16 protein-coding genes and 1 pseudogene are annotated in these 19,464 nt (G+C 39.4%); 9 read left to right on the top strand and 8 right to left on the bottom strand.

Annotated features, from left to right (window positions below):
* Positions 1–146: 146 nt before the first annotated feature.
* Positions 147–1,008 (bottom strand): annotated as a pseudogene (locus tag FFR48_RS14765) (type IV pilus twitching motility protein PilT); the annotation flags it as partial.
* A gap of 338 nt (positions 1,009–1,346) precedes the next feature.
* On the opposite strand from FFR48_RS14765, the gene grpE reads away from it, so the two are divergent.
* From grpE to rsgA, 4 genes are all read left to right on the top strand, one after another.
* Complete coding sequence (grpE, locus tag FFR48_RS14760) at positions 1,347–2,093, top strand: nucleotide exchange factor GrpE (protein ID WP_137667883.1); 747 nt, start codon at positions 1,347–1,349, stop codon at positions 2,091–2,093.
* A 918-nt stretch (positions 2,094–3,011) separates the two neighbouring features.
* Positions 3,012–4,139, top strand: a complete 1,128-nt coding sequence (gene dnaJ / locus FFR48_RS14755) for a molecular chaperone DnaJ (RefSeq protein WP_137667881.1) — start codon at positions 3,012–3,014, stop codon at positions 4,137–4,139.
* Positions 4,136–4,393, top strand: coding sequence for a sulfurtransferase TusA family protein (locus FFR48_RS14750; protein WP_096566493.1), 258 nt, complete (start codon positions 4,136–4,138; stop codon positions 4,391–4,393). Before dnaJ ends, FFR48_RS14750 begins: the two co-directional genes overlap by 4 nt.
* Positions 4,390–5,604, top strand: coding sequence for a small ribosomal subunit biogenesis GTPase RsgA (rsgA, locus tag FFR48_RS14745; protein ID WP_137667880.1), 1,215 nt, complete (start codon positions 4,390–4,392; stop codon positions 5,602–5,604). The genes FFR48_RS14750 and rsgA overlap by 4 nt, the downstream gene beginning before the upstream one ends.
* Before the next feature lie 157 nt (positions 5,605–5,761).
* Here the strand turns inward: rsgA and FFR48_RS14740 are convergent, their stop codons facing one another.
* The 5 genes from FFR48_RS14740 to FFR48_RS14720 form a co-directional block, all read right to left on the bottom strand.
* Positions 5,762–6,784, bottom strand: a complete 1,023-nt coding sequence (locus tag FFR48_RS14740) for a D-alanine--D-alanine ligase family protein (RefSeq protein WP_137667879.1) — start codon at positions 6,782–6,784, stop codon at positions 5,762–5,764.
* A gap of 55 nt (positions 6,785–6,839) precedes the next feature.
* Complete coding sequence (locus tag FFR48_RS14735; protein ID WP_137667878.1) at positions 6,840–8,168, bottom strand: ATP-grasp domain-containing protein; 1,329 nt, start codon at positions 8,166–8,168, stop codon at positions 6,840–6,842.
* 217 nt (positions 8,169–8,385) lie between these two features.
* Complete coding sequence (locus FFR48_RS14730; RefSeq protein ID WP_096566485.1) at positions 8,386–9,219, bottom strand: O-methyltransferase; 834 nt, start codon at positions 9,217–9,219, stop codon at positions 8,386–8,388.
* Between the two features lie 210 nt (positions 9,220–9,429).
* Positions 9,430–10,794, bottom strand: a complete 1,365-nt coding sequence (locus tag FFR48_RS14725) for a sedoheptulose 7-phosphate cyclase (RefSeq protein WP_199301733.1) — start codon at positions 10,792–10,794, stop codon at positions 9,430–9,432.
* A 34-nt stretch (positions 10,795–10,828) separates the two neighbouring features.
* The gene (locus FFR48_RS14720) at positions 10,829–10,990 is read right to left on the bottom strand and encodes a hypothetical protein (protein ID WP_162501887.1); all 162 of its coding nucleotides are present in this window, start codon (positions 10,988–10,990) and stop codon (positions 10,829–10,831) included.
* Positions 10,991–11,423: 433 nt separating this feature from the next.
* Here FFR48_RS14720 and FFR48_RS14715 point away from each other — a divergent pair, with 433 nt between their 5' ends.
* From FFR48_RS14715 to FFR48_RS14695, 5 genes are all read left to right on the top strand, one after another.
* Positions 11,424–13,013, top strand: a complete 1,590-nt coding sequence (locus tag FFR48_RS14715; protein ID WP_137667877.1) for a glycoside hydrolase family 57 protein — start codon at positions 11,424–11,426, stop codon at positions 13,011–13,013.
* 187 nt (positions 13,014–13,200) lie between these two features.
* Positions 13,201–13,800 (top strand): MBL fold metallo-hydrolase, encoded by a 600-nt coding sequence (locus FFR48_RS14710; protein WP_096566481.1) that lies wholly within the window; start codon positions 13,201–13,203, stop codon positions 13,798–13,800.
* A 277-nt stretch (positions 13,801–14,077) separates the two neighbouring features.
* Positions 14,078–14,722: a class I SAM-dependent methyltransferase gene (locus FFR48_RS14705; protein WP_137667876.1), complete on the top strand. Its 645-nt coding sequence runs from the start codon at positions 14,078–14,080 to the stop codon at positions 14,720–14,722.
* 747 nt (positions 14,723–15,469) lie between these two features.
* The gene (locus FFR48_RS14700; protein WP_137667875.1) at positions 15,470–15,988 is read left to right on the top strand and encodes a DUF192 domain-containing protein; all 519 of its coding nucleotides are present in this window, start codon (positions 15,470–15,472) and stop codon (positions 15,986–15,988) included.
* 538 nt (positions 15,989–16,526) lie between these two features.
* Positions 16,527–16,754 carry a DUF2949 domain-containing protein gene (locus tag FFR48_RS14695; RefSeq protein WP_096566475.1) on the top strand — a complete coding sequence of 76 codons (228 nt, stop codon included), beginning with the start codon at positions 16,527–16,529 and terminating at the stop codon, positions 16,752–16,754.
* Between the two features lie 333 nt (positions 16,755–17,087).
* Here FFR48_RS14695 and FFR48_RS14690 read toward each other — a convergent pair whose 3' ends face one another.
* Both FFR48_RS14690 and trpC read right to left on the bottom strand, forming a co-directional pair.
* On the bottom strand, positions 17,088–18,236 hold the full coding sequence (locus tag FFR48_RS14690; protein WP_137667874.1) for a pyridoxal-phosphate-dependent aminotransferase family protein: 1,149 nt from the start codon (positions 18,234–18,236) through the stop codon (positions 17,088–17,090).
* Between the two features lie 348 nt (positions 18,237–18,584).
* Positions 18,585–19,463, bottom strand: a complete 879-nt coding sequence (trpC, locus tag FFR48_RS14685) for an indole-3-glycerol phosphate synthase TrpC (protein WP_236104073.1) — start codon at positions 19,461–19,463, stop codon at positions 18,585–18,587.
* Between the last annotated feature and the right edge of the window lies 1 nt (position 19,464).

Genomic DNA, 19,464 nt, shown 5'->3' with positions numbered 1-19,464 from the left:
ATGTGCATGAACGAAAATCCGTCGTTTCAGGCTTTTGGCGATTAACTTCCGATCAATAGCGATCGCCCAAAAATAATTAAAAAATCACGTTAAAATGCCCGAAACCCATACCTCATATTTGGTTGATCCTGTCAATGCGTAAGTCCTAATATAATTTCTTGAGCCATTACCCGTCCATATTCACCAGGTTTAGGATTTTTCTTAGGTACTAAAGTTTGGCTCAAAACTGCCACTAAGGAGTTAGATAATTGTACCCGCACCTGTGTTTGTCTTTCTGATGGAAAAACGTCAATAATCCGGTCAACAGTTTGAGCAGCAGAACTGGTGTGTAGTGTACCAAATACCAAGTGACCTGTTTCTGCGGCCGAAATCGCCAAAGAAATAGTTTCCAAGTCCCGCATTTCACCCACCAGAATAATATCTGGATCTTCCCGTAAAGCTGCTTTTAAAGCATTAGCAAAACTCTTGGTATCTTCACCTAATTGACGTTGGTGGACTAAGCTTTTTATTGGTTCATAAACAAATTCAACCGGGTCTTGAACTGTTAAAATATGTTCGGCTCTAGTGCGGTTGATCAAGTCAATCATAGCCGCCAGGGTAGTAGTTTTACCTGAACCTGTAGGACCAGTCACCAGAATCAAACCAAAAGGCTTGCTGACCATATCCTGGACTATATGCAAAGTCTCTGGATCAGTAATTAACTTATCTAAACCCAACTGGGTAGATGAGTTATCCAAAATCCGCAGACAGATTTTTTCACCATAGCGACTAGGTAAGGTATTAACCCGAAAGTCTACTTTTCTACCATCAAAAACCCTGCGGATACGTCCGTCTTGAGGTAAACGCCTTTCTGCAATATCTAAATTAGAGATAATTTTAAATCGAGCCGTCACCGCCGGCACAATGTGCTTGGGCATGGGTCGGATAGCTTCAGATTCACGTAGTACCCCATCTTTCCGGTAGTGCTAGTTGTTGCCCAGTAATTGACTCTAATACATCTGTCAGCATTTTGCCAGATTTGCGGCTTTCAGCCAGAGCCTGTCTCATCTGTTCACTGTTGACATAGCCGGATTGTACTAGCTTGTTGCCGAAAGGCGAAAACTCTGTTCTGGTGGTAAGAGCGGTGCTGCGCCGTTGTGGTGATGCTCACTGACCACCACGCTCAGATACTTTACCTCAGTGGTTTTGGTTCACTCAACTTTCTTATAAAATGGTGAAATCAACTGTATTGTTAGATTTCATGAATAATGTTTGAATTGTACAGTTTAAATGCTGCACGTAGGTTGAATCAAAAATCTACAATTGCTTCCAGCAAAGCCTTCAAAAGCATCTGGGATGAGTAGATAATGATGGATGAAAATAAACAAGTAAACAATACAAGCCAGCAATTGGGCGAACCAATAGAGGTAAACCAAGCAATGAACAGCGACTCACCAGCCGAAATTAACTCTCATGAATCTGGCAGCGATGTGACTGAGCAAACCCCAGAGCAAACCAATGTATCGGGAGAACCTGCTTTCACAGAAGAAAATGGTGTCGCTGCGGCAGAAACAACAGAAGTCGATACGGCGGCTTTAACACAATTGACTCAACAAATTGAGTTTTTGAAAATGCAAGTTGAAGAACGTAGCACTCAATATATGCGAATCGCCGCAGATTTTGAGAATTATCGCAAACGCGTCTCTAAAGAAAAAGAAGATATGGAAACACAGGTGAAGAGAAACACAATTATGGAATTGTTACCTGTAGTTGATAACTTTGAACGGGCGCGGGCGCACCTCAAACCACAAAATGATGGCGAGATGACAATTCACAAAAGTTATCAAGGAGTGTATAAACAATTAGTAGATTGTCTGAAACGATTAGGTGTGTCACCAATGCGTCCTGAAGGTCAAGAATTTGATCCTAACCTGCATGAAGCCGTGATGCGAGAACCGACCAATGAACATCCCGAAGGAACAGTTTTAGAAGAATTAGTACGGGGATATTTTTTGGGCGATCGCGTGTTGCGCCATGCAATGGTGAAAGTTGCTGCGCCCCAGGAAGATACACCTACAGAACAGGAAGATGAGTCTAGTCAAGAAAACAGTTAAGCTGTATTCACTCGTCCTACTGACTGAAAAATTCTCAATTCTGCGGTAAAAATTACTGTTCTCAAACAGGATAGGGCTGTTGACTCTTTACTGAAGTTAATCAGCCCTTCCGCAAGCGGGTTTAATCAAAGACTAGGCGTTATCATTAGTAGCAGATATATGCTATGGCTTTATGTAGGGCTTGCTGAATAAATGTAAATGACCCTAATGTTTCCCTATCTGTTTTTAAGTCAATATTAGAGGAATTTCAACAAACTCTGTTTGCGATCGGTGCAGATGTTTACAAACGAGTTAGTAGCCCGGTCAATAGCCCATCGTCAGAGGGAGGAAACGAGGAGGAAGAAGACCTGAGTGATATTTCCTTAACTTTGGTAGAAGAAAGTTCCACAACAGCAACGTCAATACCACAATTCAATTTTGATTTTGATGAGGATAATACGGCTATATCTGATTATGAAGCGATAGATTAGGTAATGGGCAATTGGTAATTGGTAATTGGTAATTGGTAATGGGTTATTAACCTCTCTCCCTGACTGCTGACTGCTAACTCCTGCTAAGTGTGAAGTAGATGATCTCATACTAAATATGAAACTAAAAGTATATGGTGGATTTCCACACCATAAGGTACGGTTAGTCCCTCTATTTGATGGGCTTATTTTTGTCGTTCTAAGTAGCACAATTGTAAAAGAGATCGGCTCAGGCAATGTCAGGATGATCGAGCTAAATTGACTCATCATGCCATTGCTTTTGTCGTTAACCACAATGAATGTATCTGCTAATCAAGATTTACTGTTAATGTTTGTTAAAGGTAAAAGGTAAAATAAATTCATAAACAAAAATTAAGTGTTGTCTCTATCTCCTTTACCTTAGTCTTTTAGGTATTTCTGCTTTATTAGTTCTAACTTTTACCCTTGCTCTATGGCCCGCGACTATTATGAAATTCTAGGTGTCTCTCGTGATGCCGACAAAGAAGAAATTAAACAGGCTTATCGCCGCCAAGCCCGGAAGTATCACCCTGATGTGAACAAAGAACCGGGTGCGGAAGAACGATTCAAGGAAATAAACCGCGCTTATGAAGTGCTGTCTGAGCCAGAAACCCGCGAGCGTTACAACCGTTTTGGTGAAGCTGGCGTTTCTGGTGCTGCTGGTGCTGGCTTCCAAGATATGGGGGATATGGGCGGTTTTGCCGATATCTTTGAAAGCATTTTCAGCGGTTTTGCTGGAGGAATGGGTGGACCTACACAGCAAAGACGGCGTAGTGGTCCTGTACGGGGTGATGATTTACGTCTAGACCTGAAGTTAGATTTTCGGGAAGCGGTATTTGGTGGTGAAAAGGAAATCCGCATTTCTCATCTAGAAACTTGTGAAGTTTGTAGTGGTTCTGGTGCTAAACCAGGAACTCGTCCCCGGACTTGTAGCACTTGTAGCGGTTCTGGCCAGGTGCGACGTGTGACTAGAACTCCTTTTGGCAGCTTTACCCAAGTTTCTACCTGTCCCACCTGTAATGGTACTGGGTCAGTAGTGGAAGATAAATGTGATGCTTGTGATGGTAAAGGCGCAAATCAGGTCACGAAAAAGCTAAAAATTACTATTCCCGCTGGGGTAGATAATGGTACACGGTTACGGATCTCCCAAGAAGGTGATGCTGGCCAACGAGGTGGACCGGCGGGAGATTTGTATGTTTACTTATTTGTGAATGAGGATGAAGAATTTCAGCGTGATGGAATTAATGTTCTTTCAGAAATCAAACTCAGCTACTTGCAAGCAATTTTAGGTTGCCGTTTGGAGGTGAATACTGTTGATGGTCCGGTAGAGTTGATTATTCCCTCAGGAACTCAGCCAAATACGGTGATGAGACTGGAAAGTCGTGGTGTACCTCGTTTGGGAAATCCTGTGAGTCGGGGCGACCATTTGCTGACGGTGTTAATTGATATTCCTACGAAGATCACCCCAGAGGAAAGGGAACTGCTGGAAAAACTAGCTAAAATTAAGGGTGATAGAACTGGTAAAGGTGGGGGATTTTTTGAAAATCTGTTTAAGTCATGAGTCTATCTTCTCTGTTAACTCCTGATGCTCAGTTGGACTTGCGTGGTACTCCTTGTCCAATTAATTTTGTCCGGACTAAGTTACGTCTGGAACAAATGCCAGATGGCAGTTTGTTGGAAGTCTGGTTAGATGGGGGTGAACCTATTGAACAAGTTCCTGATAGTTTAACTATGGCTGGTTATCAGGTGGAAAAAATTACTGACTGTTCTGGTTATTTTTCTTTGCTTGTACGTCGTCCGGTAACTGCTGCATGATGGAAGATAGTGTTTCTACTACAGGGGAGTTATTGGGTACGGTGTTAGCTGTACAGGCTAATTTTTATCGGGTGCAGTTAGATCAAGGAGTCGTAGGGGCGAAGCATTCGGAAAATAGCCTTGAACAAAAATTGATAATTGGTCGCCCGAATGCTTCGCCCGTACAGGAGTCAGGAGTCAGGAGTCAGAAGGCAGAAGGCAGGAGGCAGGGAAACATTAATAACCCAGTCACCAGTCCCCAGTCCCCAGTCTCCAGTCTCCTCTGTACCCGCAGGACTCGGTTGAAAAAAATCGGTCAACAGGTGATGGTTGGCGATCGCGTGGTTATTGAAGAGCCTGACTGGACCGGGGGAAGGGGTGCGATCGCTGATGTTCTACCAAGAAACAGTGAGTTGGATCGACCGGCGATCGCTAATGTGAATCAAATTCTTTTGGTTTTTGCGGTTGCTGATCCTCCCTTAGAACCTTTTCAGTTAAGCAGGTTTTTAATTAAGGCTGAATCTACAGGGGTAGATGTTTTATTATGCCTAAATAAATGTGATTTAATTACAGAAGACGAACAACAGGAAATTAGCGATCGCCTCGAAAGTTGGGGTTATCAATCAATTTTTATTAGTGTGCAAAATCAAATTAATATTAATGAAGTTTCTAATTATTTAAATCATAAAATTACTGTGATTGCTGGTCCTTCGGGTGTGGGAAAATCCAGTTTAATTAATATGTTAATTCCTGATGCTAATTTGCGTGTGGGTGAGGTTTCTGGTAAGTTAGCGCGTGGTCGTCATACTACCCGTCATGTGGAATTATTTGAACTTCCTGATGGTGGTTTGTTAGCTGATACTCCTGGTTTTAATCAACCTGATTTAAGTTGTCTTCCTGAAGATTTAATCTACTATTTTCCTGAAGCGAGAAGACGTTTAGAAGGTGGAAGTTGTCGTTTTACTGATTGTTTACATCGAGATGAACCGGGTTGTATTGTGGGTAGTGACTGGGAAAGATATGAGCATTATTTGGAATTTTTAAGTGATGCGATCGCTTATCAAACTTATCTTAAAGAACAAGCTGATCCTGAGTCTACTTTGAAGGTGAAAGCTAAGGGTAAGGGTGAAAGTAAGTATGAACCTAAGTTGGAAAGTAAGAAATACCGTCGGGTTTCTCGTCGGGTTCAGGTGCAAAGTTTACAAGATTTAGATTTAGAAAGTGAGGAGTAGGTAAGAAGTTTAAGAGGGTTTTTCTGTGTGGTGTTTGTTTCTTTTTTTATTGAACCACGAAGAACGCAAAGGACGCTAAGGTAAGAGGTTTTTTAGGGTTTTTCTTTTTTCTTTACTTCTTTTTTATTCTTTCTTCTGACTCCTGACTCCTGACTCCTCATTTTAAGGTTTCTTTTATTGCTATTTCTAATAACTCATCTAGAGAAATTCCCGCATTTTTGGACATACAAGGAATTACGCTTTTCGGTGAATAGGAACAATATAACCCAGCTTCTAAAAAGTAAGGTTCTCCATTCGGATCTATGCGAAAATCAAATAAGCTATAATGACGACATCCTAATGCTTGATGACATTTTTTTGCTGCTGCTTGTACTTTTTGGGTGATGGGGTCTTGTGTATCTACAATCCAAGCTTTAATATTATCTTTGGCTGTTAAATTTAAGTTACCATCATCCCCTAATTTCAGTTTATCAGCGTAGTCTCTCACGGGTTTATTTTTGGAGTCTACTAAATATTCTTCTAGGGGTAAACCTATTAATTCTCCTTGTTTTTCGATTATCCCACATCTCACTTCTCGACCTAATTCTATATATTCTTCTACTATCACTTGTTCTGCATATTTGAATGCTTCTTTTAATGCGGTTTCGTATTCTTTAATGTCTTTTACTAAACTCACTCCTAAAGAGTTATCTGAAATTGCAGGTTTTACTACTGCTTTGGGTGTGATGGTGGGAATGTCTCCAGGACGCAAAACTTCACCATGAGGAACTTTTACCCCCGCTGCTGCTACAATGGTTTTAGCTTTCGCTTTATTCGCGGTTATGGCCATTACTTCCGGGGTATTACCTATATAGCGAATTTTTAACACATCACATAAAGCGCGGTAATGGGTCATTCCCGGTATACAAAACATCTGCGGTACAACTACATCAATGTTTTTTGTCATTATCCATGCGATCGCATCCGGTAAGGATATGGGTTGACTGTCTGCAATATCTTCAAAACTCAAAGAATGGGGAAATTTCCAGTTACCATCCGGTGTAATATATGCAATGTGAATATCATAGTTTGGGTTATTTGCGATCGCATTTATTGAGTCTTGAGCATACAGTCGTGATAAATTACAGAAAAAATCACTTTCTGGGGACCCTGTAAGGTAGAGAAGATTGAGTTTTGACATGATTTTTGAGAAGTTCCAAATTTCCGAAGTTTTGAAATTACAAATTACAACTTTTTTAATCTCCACCAATTTCAACCAATTTCCCAATATTGAAATCTATTCTTACCCATCCTTTTAATTTTACCATATTTTGCAGCAATAACAACACAATTTGCCAATGATGCACCATTAAAAATGGTAAAGGATCATCTTTATCTAACATTGCATCCTTACCTTTAATCACTTTATTTAACCAGTTTGTTAAATCATTAAAAGACCTAATTCCTGTGATTCTCCACAATTCATGATATAACCAATAAGTTGGTTTACTTGTGGGTAAAGGTTCTATATGAGGTTGATTTTTCCCAGGTTCTAAATACGCATCCGCTAACCCTGGATGGTCATAAAACATTGTAATTGCAGTATGGGTGCGGGGGTTACATTCTATCGGGTAAACTTTTCCGTCTTCTGTTTGCATAAAATCAAAAGAAATTTGTCCAGTTAAATTTAATTCTTTGACAAATTTTTGTACCCATTGGAATATTTCTGGGTTATCAACCTGTTCATAATTTACTTGAAATGGGGAAGATTTAGAACAGCAATGTAAACGAATTTCTCCATCTCTGACTGTACTATGAGTACAATATTCTTGACCTTTGATAAATTCCTGCATTACCCAAGGTCTTTCTTTACTAATGGGTAATTTTTTCACATACTCTTTCATTCCTTCAAAGGGAAATTTCGTCATATCTAAACGAGTCACAGAATCATATTGAATACTTTTTATAATGTATGGATTTTGTTCTTGGGAAAAATCAAAGTTGATAATTTCCCCTGGGGAAGTTATTAAAAATACTTTGGGTGCGGTTAAACCTAAAACCCGCGCTTGTTCACATAAACTAAATTTATCATCTAGTGTTTTTGTCATTTCTGTATCGAAATGAAATACTTCACAATAAGGTGATAATATTGGTTTTGCTAAGGAGTCATAATAACTCGCAACGGGACTGGAAACGGGAATAAATACATCTATTTTTTCTCGTTTTACTATGTCTAATAAACTTTGACAATATCCTTCTGGATCTTTTTCGGGTGCGGGTACTGTGAGGAATTTTTTGACTGCTTTGGAATATTGATGTCCTGATAACCAATATTTATGGGTTTCTACCATGAATACTTTGTGGCCTGCGCGATGAAATGACCTTGCAAGTTGTAATGATTTGGTCATTTTACCACCTGTTAATAGGATGTTTTTGGAGTTTTCATAGGTGATTTTTTTCGGAAATGGTAAGGTGATCAGGTTGGTAAGAAATGCGGTAATTACTAGGGTGAGGTTGATCGGGAACATTAGGAGTAGTAATATTAATGTTCCTATGTTTTGCAAGATAGATTTTATTTTTTTCATGTTTTTTTATTGAACCGCAGAGACACAGAGGTTTGAGAGGGTTTTTCTGTTTGGTGTTTTTGTCTTTTTTTATTGAACCACGAAGGACGCAAAGGACGCAAAGGTAAGAGGTTTGAGAGGGTTTTTCTGTTGGGGATAAGAACCCCGACTTGTTTGTTTGGTTGTCTTATTTTATGATTGTTTTTTTGAGAAGTCGGGGATTTGAATATTCAATTTTCTATTTTCTTTTGATGATTGTTAAACCGTCTCTTAATGGTAATATGACTTGTTCCACTCTGGGATCTTGGGTGACTGTTTGATTAAATTTCGCTATCGCTTCTCCGTTTGCTGTTCTTTTTTCTTTGGGTAAATAAGGTTGTCCTTGTAATAATGTGTTATCTACACATATAAATCCATCCTTTGCTAATAGGTTGGTTTCTATTAACAGGTTGAAATAATCTACATATCCTGGTTTATCAGCATCTATGAAAACTAAATCAAAGGTTTCTCCATCTGCAATTAATTTCTTTAAGGTTTCTATTGCAGGTGCAGTTACCACTTTAATTTTTTTACCATGTTCTGAATTTTCAAAACATTCCTTCGCAAATTCTGAGACATATTCATCCACTTCACAAGCAATTATATCACCATCTGCCGGTAATGCTTCTGCCATTGCTAAAGCAGAATATCCCGTAAACATTCCTATCTCTAAAATGCGTTTTGCTTTAGTCATGGACACAAACATTTTTAAAGTTTGTCCTTCAATATGTCCAGATAACATTTCCTGTTCTAACTGACGGACTGTTTCACCATCATCAAATCTTTTACTCCAATCTTCAGCAGCAGTTTTTTTCGCTAATGCTGATAATTCTGGTGATTCTTGTGTAGTATTCTCTTCCAAATATGGATCTATTCCTGCTGCTAACTCATACACCTTTTTTAAAGAGTTCGCAAGTTCCGCAGAAACATTTTCCTGCTTCGCTATCTTTAATGTTCTTTCCAGTTCCTCAACCAAAATACCTAAAGGGGTAACAGGTCTAGGTTTGTTGATTTTTGTTAGAGTTTCAGTCATTAGATTTTAGATTTTAGATTTTGGATTTTAGATTCTAGACTTGAAAAATTCATCACACAGATAACAGACAACTCAAAAAACGAGAGCAAAAATTAAAAAATTAACCTTCTCCTTTCTCTGCGTTCTCTGCGTCTCTGCGTGAAATCAAAAAAAGTTATGCTACCAACGAAAACCCATCAGACAATTTTGGATTTTAGATTTTAGACTTTTTTATTCCAAACCCAAATCTTGCAAATACATTTCCACACCAGCACCGTGATTTGCTAAATTACTACAAACAGCTTTATGCGCTTTGACTGCTGCTTCCAATAATTCTGGTTCAACTTCTTGAATATAGTCACACGCACCTATTCCACCTCTGGGAACAGGGGCCCAAAGTCCACCATCTCCCCGCTTCCGACGCATATTTTTCTGACCTTCGATCATGATCTCCATGTCTTCCAAAATGGGATGATACACTGTTAAACCCAAGGACTGACATAGTGTAATAATGCGATCGCGTTCTTCTGGTTTTAACCAGTTCATCTCTACCGCTAATGTCGCACCAAAGGCCATTCCAGTTGTTACTGCGTGTCCGTGCATCATCTTCACCGCTGGTTCAAACCGGGGACTCCATGTATGTCCATAAGCATGGGGACGATCCTGATATGTTTCAAACATATTTGTTCCCTCATGTTTCATATAGGAGAACAATGCACGGTAAATAATCTCGTCTGCTATTTCTGCTAACTCTTCATCTGCGTCTACAGTCGCAAAATGTGTCTCTATCAACCGGGGTCCGTATTTTTCCAACAACTCAAATAAAACCGCATCATCGGTAATGGCCATTTTAATAATTTCTGCCATCCCATTCCGAATATGTCCAGTTGCTAAGGTGCGGAAAAAACTCCGATCTACTAAGGTTAGTACGGGGGGATGATATGCACCAATACTATTTTTGAACTGTTTACCGTTGGTACAAGTGCGGGGTGAAGGACCTGCGTCAATAGCTGCTACTACTGTTGTTCCCACCATGATATAAGGTGTCCGACGATGTTGTAAGGCACAAGCTAAACCCGCAACATCGCTTAACACACCACCACCTATAATTAATACAGGTTCGTTGCGGGAAACATCGCAACCGTCTTTTCCTAAAAACCCTAATATTTTGTGTACTGTTTCCGGGGTTTTGTCTGCTTCCCATGCACGACATACCATCATTTCTAATGGTATTTCATGAGCATCAAAATATTTTCTAACTTGCTCACCATACAACTCGTTAACTGTCTGGTCTATCACTGCTACACAACGACCACGACTATTATATATGTTAGCTAAAATCTCGTTTCCTGGTTGAAAAACTCCTTCTACTACTTTGACTTCTGCTGTTAATGTGAATGTAGCAGCAACTTCAAAGGAACGACCATCTTTTTTGTGTGCTATTTCCCCAGACCCCGTATACCACTGGGATGTGAGGTACTTTTCCCCATGTGTGAATCTGATGGTGTCAGTCGCTAGGGAATTTTCGATTTTTTCTGTATCTACTAATAAGTTATCTGCAATTTCTGGGGTTGGTAATATGCTTTGTGGAGTCATTTCAACTGGCCTTTTTCTGATTTTTGTAATTTGGTCAATATGGAAGATCAAAAAGTTCTGCTCTTGTAGAAATTGAATTTATTTGAACAGGTCTTTTTTTTGCAAAAGCTTCAACAACATCAATCAGATAAACCGATGTTTCAGATTTAACATTTGCATCTTGCCAACCAGTCGGCTGGGTAGCAAATTTACTCATACTTTCACCGAAAATGTAACTAAACGTTAATTTTTCTCATCTTTTGTGGTGATTTGGAAGTAAATTTTTAGATTTAATTAATGTTCTTAATAAAGAGTAACATTTAGTTGTTGCTTATAGTTTGTGAAAAGTTTATGTATTTATTAAATTAATAGAAACTGTTTTAACTTACAAAAATTCTATTTTTTTCAGTGTTCTAGATACTTGCCAAATAATTTATTGTATGATAATCACATGATCGCCAACACATAACTCAGGAAAAATACTTGGGATTGCTTGATGACAACTATCTGCGGGTAGATATTCTTTGCTCAAATCTCAGATGTGGGGCTTGACTAATAAAACTTCCTTCACGATCCCGATATCATCTTAAAATATTGTTAATTTCTGCCAAACTCTCGACCTTCAATTTACAACCCACCCCAAAACTATTATGTCTATAGGTTACGTCGCACTTGTACTTCATGCACATTTACCCTTCGTTCGTCACCCGGAAAGTGACTATGTGCTGGAAGAGGAATGGCTTTATGAGGCTATTACAGAAACCTACATTCCTTTATTGAAAGTATTTGAAGGCTTAAAGCGAGACGGCATCGACTTTAAAATCACGATGAGTATGACACCGCCTCTGGTTTCCATGCTCCGTGATCCTCTGTTACAAGAACGCTATAATGAACATTTAGCCAAGTTAGAAGAACTAATAGAATTGGAAGCAGAACGCAATATCCACAATGGACATATGCGTTATTTGGCTGAACATTACGCCACTGAATTTAATGAAGCTCGTCAGGTTTGGGAAAAATATCAGGGTGATTTAGTAACAGCTTTCAAACAATACCAAGATACAAACAACCTAGAAATCATAACTTGCGGTGCTACTCATGGGTATTTACCCTTAATGAAGATGTATCCCCAAGCTGTATGGGCGCAACTTCAGGTGGCTTGTGAACATTACGCAGAAACTTTTGGTCAAGCGCCTAGAGGTATTTGGTTGCCTGAATGTGCTTACTATGAAGGTTTGGAACGAATGCTGGCGGATGCTGGTTTGCGTTATTTCCTCACCGATGGACATGGTATTTTATACGCCCGTCCCCGTCCCCGCTTTGGTACTTACGCGCCAATTTTTACAGAAACAGGTGTTGCTGCTTTTGGGCGTGACCATGAATCTTCTCAACAAGTATGGTCTTCGGAAGTCGGTTATCCCGGTGCTGCTGAATATCGGGAATTTTATAAAGATTTGGGTTGGGAAGCAGAATATGGGTACATCAAACCCTATATCATGCCCAATGGCAAGCGTAAAAATACGGGAATTAAATATCATAAGATTACCGGACGTGGCTTAGGTCTTTCTGATAAGGCTTTGTATGATCCTTATTGGGCAAGGGAAAAATCCGCAGAACACGCTGCTAACTTTATGTATAATCGGGAAAGACAAGCGGAACATTTACACGGGATCATGGGACGGCCTCCGATTATTGTTTCTCCTTATGATGCGGAGTTGTTCGGTCATTGGTGGTATGAGGGTCCTTGGTTTATTGATTACCTGTTCCGTAAGTCATGGTACGATCAGGGAACTTATGAAATGACCCATTTAGCTGATTATTTACGAGCTAACCAGAATCAACAAGTCTGTCGTCCTTCTCAGTCCAGTTGGGGTTATAAGGGTTTCCATGAATATTGGTTAAATGACACTAATGCTTGGATTTACCCGCATTTACATAAAGCTGCGGAACGGATGATTGAAATTTCCCAGTTAGAACCAGAGGATGAGTTGCAATGGAAAGCTTTAAACCAAGCAGCGCGGGAGTTGTTGTTAGCGCAATCTTCTGACTGGGCGTTTATTATGCGGACGGGAACTATGGTTCCCTATGCGGTGAGAAGAACGCGATCGCACTTAATGAGATTTAATAAACTCTATGAAGATGTAAAAGTCGGTAAAGTTGATAGCGGTTGGTTGGAAAAAGTGGAATTAATGGATAATATTTTCCCCAGCATCAACTATCGCGTTTATCGTCCCGTTTAGTTTTTCGCAGCTTGACAATCTCTGGGTTTCCAGCCTGGAGATGATCAAGTTCCATTCCTGGTGGTTGTGACAAGAGAAATTGCAAAATTTTCGCAATTAGGTGAGTATCAATGATAGATTATTATAGATTATTATTGATGCTACCTAATTGACACAAACTATCGCAGGTTCTCAAGTCAGAATCATCATGAAATCTTTGCACCGTACCGATTTATATACCTGGTCTTGTTTTAACCCGACAAGAAATATTGATTTCAATGGCTTCGCCTGGATTCGTCCAGAGGGTAATATATTAATTGATCCAGTAGCTTTATCAAACCATGATTGGCATCATCTGGAATCTCTCGGTGGTGTGGTTTGGATTATCCTGACAAACTCGGATCATCTGCGAGCAGCTAAGGAAATTGCCAGTCAAACTTATGCGAAAATTGCAGCACCGATAGCTGAAAAGGAAAATTTCCCAATAGCGTGCGATCGCTGGTTGAGTGATGGTGAAGAATTTGTCCCAGGACTGAAAGTGATGGAACTCCAAGGTTCAAAAACTCCCGGTGAACTAGCTTTACTACTAGAGGACACAACTTTGATTATCGGTGATTTAGTGCGATCGCGTTCAGCAGATACTTTAACTATTTTATCCGATGACAAGCTGTTAAATCGAAAACAAGCTATTGCTTCTGTTCACAGATTAGCAACATTAACCAAAGTACAAGCTGTTTTAGTCGGAGATGGTTGGTCTGTATTTCGGGACGGAAATGAAAGATTAAAGGAACTTTTAGCTACTTTGTAATTCGTAATTCAACAAGATACCTGACTTCTGGAAAAAGTTGGGTATTTGATTTTCTGCAATCAAAGCAAATTCAAATTACAATAGAAGATATTGCTATTTTCGTAATGATTCAGGATAGAAAATACTCTAAGTCAGAAGAATAAAGGCTTTTCCAGTAAGTTATGATGATTTTCAGAAAATATCACTTGTCTCTATTCCTGATTTCATAAGCATTCTAACTCCTGACTCCTGACTCCTGACTCCTGAATTCTTACCTATTTTCTATTCCCATACAACTATGAATAATTTTATCAATAATAAAAAACAACTATTTGATCGTTGGGCATCAAGTTACGATTGGACATTTCCTTCTTTTATTTACCAAGCTATCCATAAAAGATTAATTTCCCACATCGAAATCCCAGCCAATGCCAATGTTTTAGATTTAGGTTGTGGAACTGGACGCTTATTAAATAGATTAGCCAGTCAATTTCCTGACTTACGAGGTACTGGTTTAGATTTATCTCCCCAAATGTTGCGGGTTGCCAGACAAAGTAATCAGCACCGTCCACGCTTAATTTATATTGAAGGTAATGCAGAATCACTTCCTTTTGCTGAAGGTCAATTTGATGCAGTTTTTAACACTATCAGTTTTTTACATTATCCTCAACCAGAACAAGTTTTAAGTGAAATTGCCAGGGTACTTGTTCCCGGTGGAAGCTTTTATTTAGTTGATATAACTGCTAATACATCCCCTTTTCAATTAATGGCAAATTCGCCGGTTGCAGTTAAATTTTATCATCAAGAACAACGTGAAAAATTAGGATCTGATGCTGGACTTTTGTGTTTAGGTCATTACTATTTATTGGGTCCAGTATTGCTAACTATTTTTGCAAAACCTAAATGGGGTTTGCTGAAAAAGTTATCTGTGAAGGACCAGTGACAGGTGACAGGTGACAGGTGACAGGTGACAGTTTCAAGAGTTGGATAGGAACGATTTTTTCTTTAAGTAGGAATTAAGTGCAAGGTTTTTCAGTTGCCACCTCATAAAAGCTTGCACTTTTTGAAAGCACTTCGGCTTACTTCGACTTACTTCGACTGCGCTCAGTACAAGTCGCTCAGTACAAGTCGCTCAGTACAAGTCGCTCAGTACAAGTCAAAATAGCTAAAACCCTTTACCTGTAAAGTTTTCGGATTTATTCAGCAAAACCTAAATAGATAAAAATTGATAATTTTTCGCCAATATTTCAGGATTTGGCGATCGCTGTCATGAGTCGGTGTAGGTTTGCGTTTATTAGTAAGTCAAAACTTTAACGCTCGATTTGACTGGGGTATTCCCTTAGTCAGCGTTGATAGAACCGGTAATAGTCAGCAAAACCCCTGATTAACCCCCCTTTCTAAGGGTTGGGGGGATCTAACTTGTGGCCACATCACAGAAAAATCTCCTGAAAAAAAATAATTGCCAATAGCGGGCTATTTTGCAGAAATTTCTGTAAAATCGAAATCTAAATAAAAAAAACCACATTATTAAGTGAATAGCTCTTTATTTTGCCATTGTTCACCTTTCCTTTTGCCTGCCCCACGAAAAGACTTTTATACCTAACGGCACGCTACGCGAACAGCAAAGCCTAGTTAGGGAACTTATGAGAAAAGCAATAGTCCATTTAGAAACTTAAATTTTCAACTGCTTATGTTGCGTCGGCAAACTGTATTGTATCTACTCCTGAGTGTTTTACTCATTGGCTGTTCACCCCCAACCACCGCCGAACCCACTACTACATCAACCTCTCAAGTCCAATTACAAACCCCTAAAGGTCAACATTTGCCAATATCTGCTCAAGCTACCATTCCCAACGGCACAAAAATCAACCTAGAAGTCGCAAAAACACCAGAACAACAGGCTATGGGGTTGATGTATAGACCAGCTTTACCCGATGACAGGGGAATGTTATTTGTATTTCCCTCAGCCCAACCAGTCAGTTTTTGGATGTTGAATGTCCCCGTATCTTTAGATATGGTCTTTCTTCAGTATGGAGTAATCAAGTACATTGAGACCGCTGCACCCCCCTGTAAAAGTGAACCTTGTCCCACCTATGGTCCTAACGTACCAATAGACCAAGTAATTGAACTGAGATCCAAACGAGCTACAGAATTAGGTTTACAGGTAGGTGACAAAGTAAAAATTGAATTTTTCAACCCAAGTTATTAGTCATTAGTTATTCTTCCCAGTCACCAGTCACCAGTCACCAGTCACCAGTCACCAGTCACCAGTCACCAGTCACCAGTCCCCAGTCACCTATGAGGAATCTGTCAATTTTGTATGAAGATATTTTGGTAAAAAAACTATTCCGTAAAATATAGAGGTTAATATTTAGCAGCAGTTATCATAACATCGGATCTAGCTTTTCCCCAATGAAAAACCCGACTTCAAAGTTTCACTGGAAAAATCCTTCTTTTGACATAAGTGTAAATAGTAATCAATAGAGGACTATAGGCTATGGAATCTTGGATACTTCAGATGTAATTACATTAAGCACAAAAAACTCAAGAGAATCAAGCCAATTTAACTTATAGTTCCTGTTACTTGAGATTGGGGGAAACAAGCAGTACGAAAGTTATACGATTTTGGATTTTGGATTTTGGATTTTAGATTTTGGATGGTGAAAGTGTTTGAGGATTTATTCAGTCATAGCACAGTGACACATAAAATACTGGCTTTAGATCACTGAGAAAAGAGGAAAGGATATATGATAATACACTCTACTCAAGGAGGTGAGATACAAATGGCACAATCAAGATATTCTCGTTTGATTAATTTTCTCCAAGAAGATTTGGCGATCTCAGCCGCTTCTCTGTCTGTGGCTTTGCGTCATCGGGAGCAGGATACAGGCTCTTTAACCATGATCCTGTGGCAGTATGGGTTGATTACCCTAGAGCAGTTAGAACAAATTTATGATTGGTTGGAGACTGCATAGGTAAGCAATGGAATACTAGAAAATCCATTGCTGGTAACTATTCTGGTCAATATTCTGGCGGCTAACTGTATGCAAATTCAATATGAAACGGTTGAGCTAATTCAGGAGAAATAAGGTATGTCAAGTCAACTCTGCCCTGGGCAAAGTTTGATAGATCGAAAAATTGATGCTGAGAATTTTGAATTATTGACATCCAAATTAAAAGGGCAAGTTGATCAAATCACTTGCCCTTTTATTGTTAGAAGTCAGGAGTCAGGAGGCAGGAGTCAGAAGGCAGGGGGCAGAGGGCAGGAGGAAGTTGATAACCCAGTCCCCAGTCCCCAGTCACTGACCTTATCCAAAAACCTTAGCAGCAGCGGCGATACCAGCACCAGGGGTAAAGTTTTCATAGCCAACTTCTGCCAGTACAATTTCTAATGATGCGATACAACTGAGAATATCGCGATCGCTCACAAATCCTAAGTGACCAATACGGAAAATTTTATTACTCAGATGGTCTTGACCACCAGCTAAAGCAATATCAAACCGCTTTTTCATCAATGACCGAATTTTATCCGCTTCCATTCCCGGTACTGATACAGCGGTAATAGCTGGACTAGCGCATTCATCCGCTGCAAACAATGGTAAATTTAAAGCCTTCATCGCTGCACGAGTCGCATTTTTTTGGCGTTCATGACGGGCAAAAATTGACTCTAAACCCTCTTTTTTCATCATCCCCAAGGTGGTGTGTAGTGCCACAATTAAGTTAACTGGGGGAGTAAAAGGAGTTGTATTTTTAGCTGTAGATTTGCGATATTTACCTAAATCTAAATAATATTTTGGCAACTTCGCAGTTTTGTAAGCTTCCCAAGCTTTAGGACTTACAGACACAAATCCTAAACCGGGGGGTATCATATAGCCTTTTTGAGAACCGGAAGCTACTACATCCAATCCCAAAGCATCAACAGCCACATTGTAAGCACCCAAACTGGTGACAGCATCAACAATAATTAAAGCTTCCCTATGTGCTTTTACATGACTATTGATAGCTGCCAAATCATTGATTACACCTGTAGAAGTTTCGCTGTGGGTGATAATGACAGCTTTAATTTCTTTGTTGGTGTCAGCTTGTAAAATTTCTCCAAACTTAGCCGGGTCTAAAGGTTGTCCCCATTCTGCGGTGACAACTTCCACATTTAAACCAAAAGCTTGACCAACTTCTACCCAACGTTCACCAAACTTACCATTAGAACCCACCAAAATGCGATCGCCAGGAGACAGAAAATTAATAATTCCCGCTTCTACCGCACCAGTACCGCTAACATTCAGCATCAGTACATCATTGTGGGTTTGGTGCAGCCATTTCAGGTTTTCTGTCACCTCCCCCATCATGTTACTAAATTCACTGGTACGGTGTCCAATGGGGTGTTTAGCCAAAGCTAGTAAAGCTGCTTCTGGAACTGGAGTAGGTCCAGGAATCATCAACATTAACTTATCGTCCATTATCTCTATCCCAAAAATCCAATAAGATTCAAAATCCTTTGAGGATGATTTAATTCTGATGGCAAATTTTAGACATTCATCTACAAATTCAATCAGTCTGTCATCAGAAGATTATAGTACCTGAGAGAGTCACATCTGCTCTAGGCATAAACTTAAAAATTAAAGGCAAAAAGGCCAGCTTTCGGCTTTCCTTTTCACCTTTCCTCTTTATTTTTGATCAGAAACCACTTGATTGGTAATTGGTAACACAATTTTGGATTTTGGATTGTTTTTGACAATTCCAATCTAAAATCTAAAATCTAAAATCTAAAATTTTCTTTCCCAGTCACCAGTCCCCAGTCCCCAGTCTTATTTACCAAAAAGCTGATTAATTGCCAATTTTGGATCTGGTTGTTTTACCAAAGACTCACCAACGAGTACAGCTGATGCTCCGGCTGTTTCTACTATACTTAAATCCTCTGGTGTATGTAGTCCTGACTCACTGACGACTAAAATATTTTTCTCCTTTAATTGACTACCTCTTGCTTTCAGTAGTTCGCAGGTGGTTTGGAGGTCAACAGAAAAATCTTCTAGGTTGCGATTATTGATACCAACTAAAGAAACACCATCTAAAGCTAAAACTCGGTCAAGTTCTTCTAAACTATGTACTTCAATCAAAGCCGCCATTTTCAGAGCGTTGGCAATTTTAATGAAATACTGTAAATCCTGATCACTAAGAATTGCCGCTATCAATAGAACTGCATCTGCGCCATTCACTCGCGCCAAATACATTTGATAAGGATAAATAATAAATTCCTTACATAATAATGGTAAATCTACGGCAGCACGGACTAAAGATAAGTTATCAAAACTACCTTGAAAAAACTTTTTATCTGTGAGAACAGAAAGACAACTTGCACCACCTTCTTCATAAGCTTTAGCAATTTCTACCGGGTCAAAATCTGCTCGTAAAACCCCTTTGCTGGGGGATGCTTTTTTTACTTCTGCGATTAATGCAGGTTTAGTTTTTCCTTGACGCAACGCAGCAACAAAATCACGGGTAGGAGGTAAGGAAAGAGCTTTTTTTTGCAGTTCTTTTAACGGCAATTTTTCCCGCATTTGTTCAACTTCTGTTTCTTTATACCAAACAATTTCTTCGAGAATATTATTTGGTTCAGCATCCTCTAATACTGCTTGGTAGCGAACAATAGAGACATCAATAGCTGGACTAGGTTGACGACGACGAATT

Origin of the sequence: Sphaerospermopsis reniformis (assembly GCF_005402885.1) — a bacterium.
Taxonomy (GTDB): domain Bacteria; phylum Cyanobacteriota; class Cyanobacteriia; order Cyanobacteriales; family Nostocaceae; genus Sphaerospermopsis; species Sphaerospermopsis kisseleviana.
The sequence above is the reverse complement of the archived record's forward strand: the minus strand, read 5'-3'. Positions and strand labels throughout refer to the sequence as shown.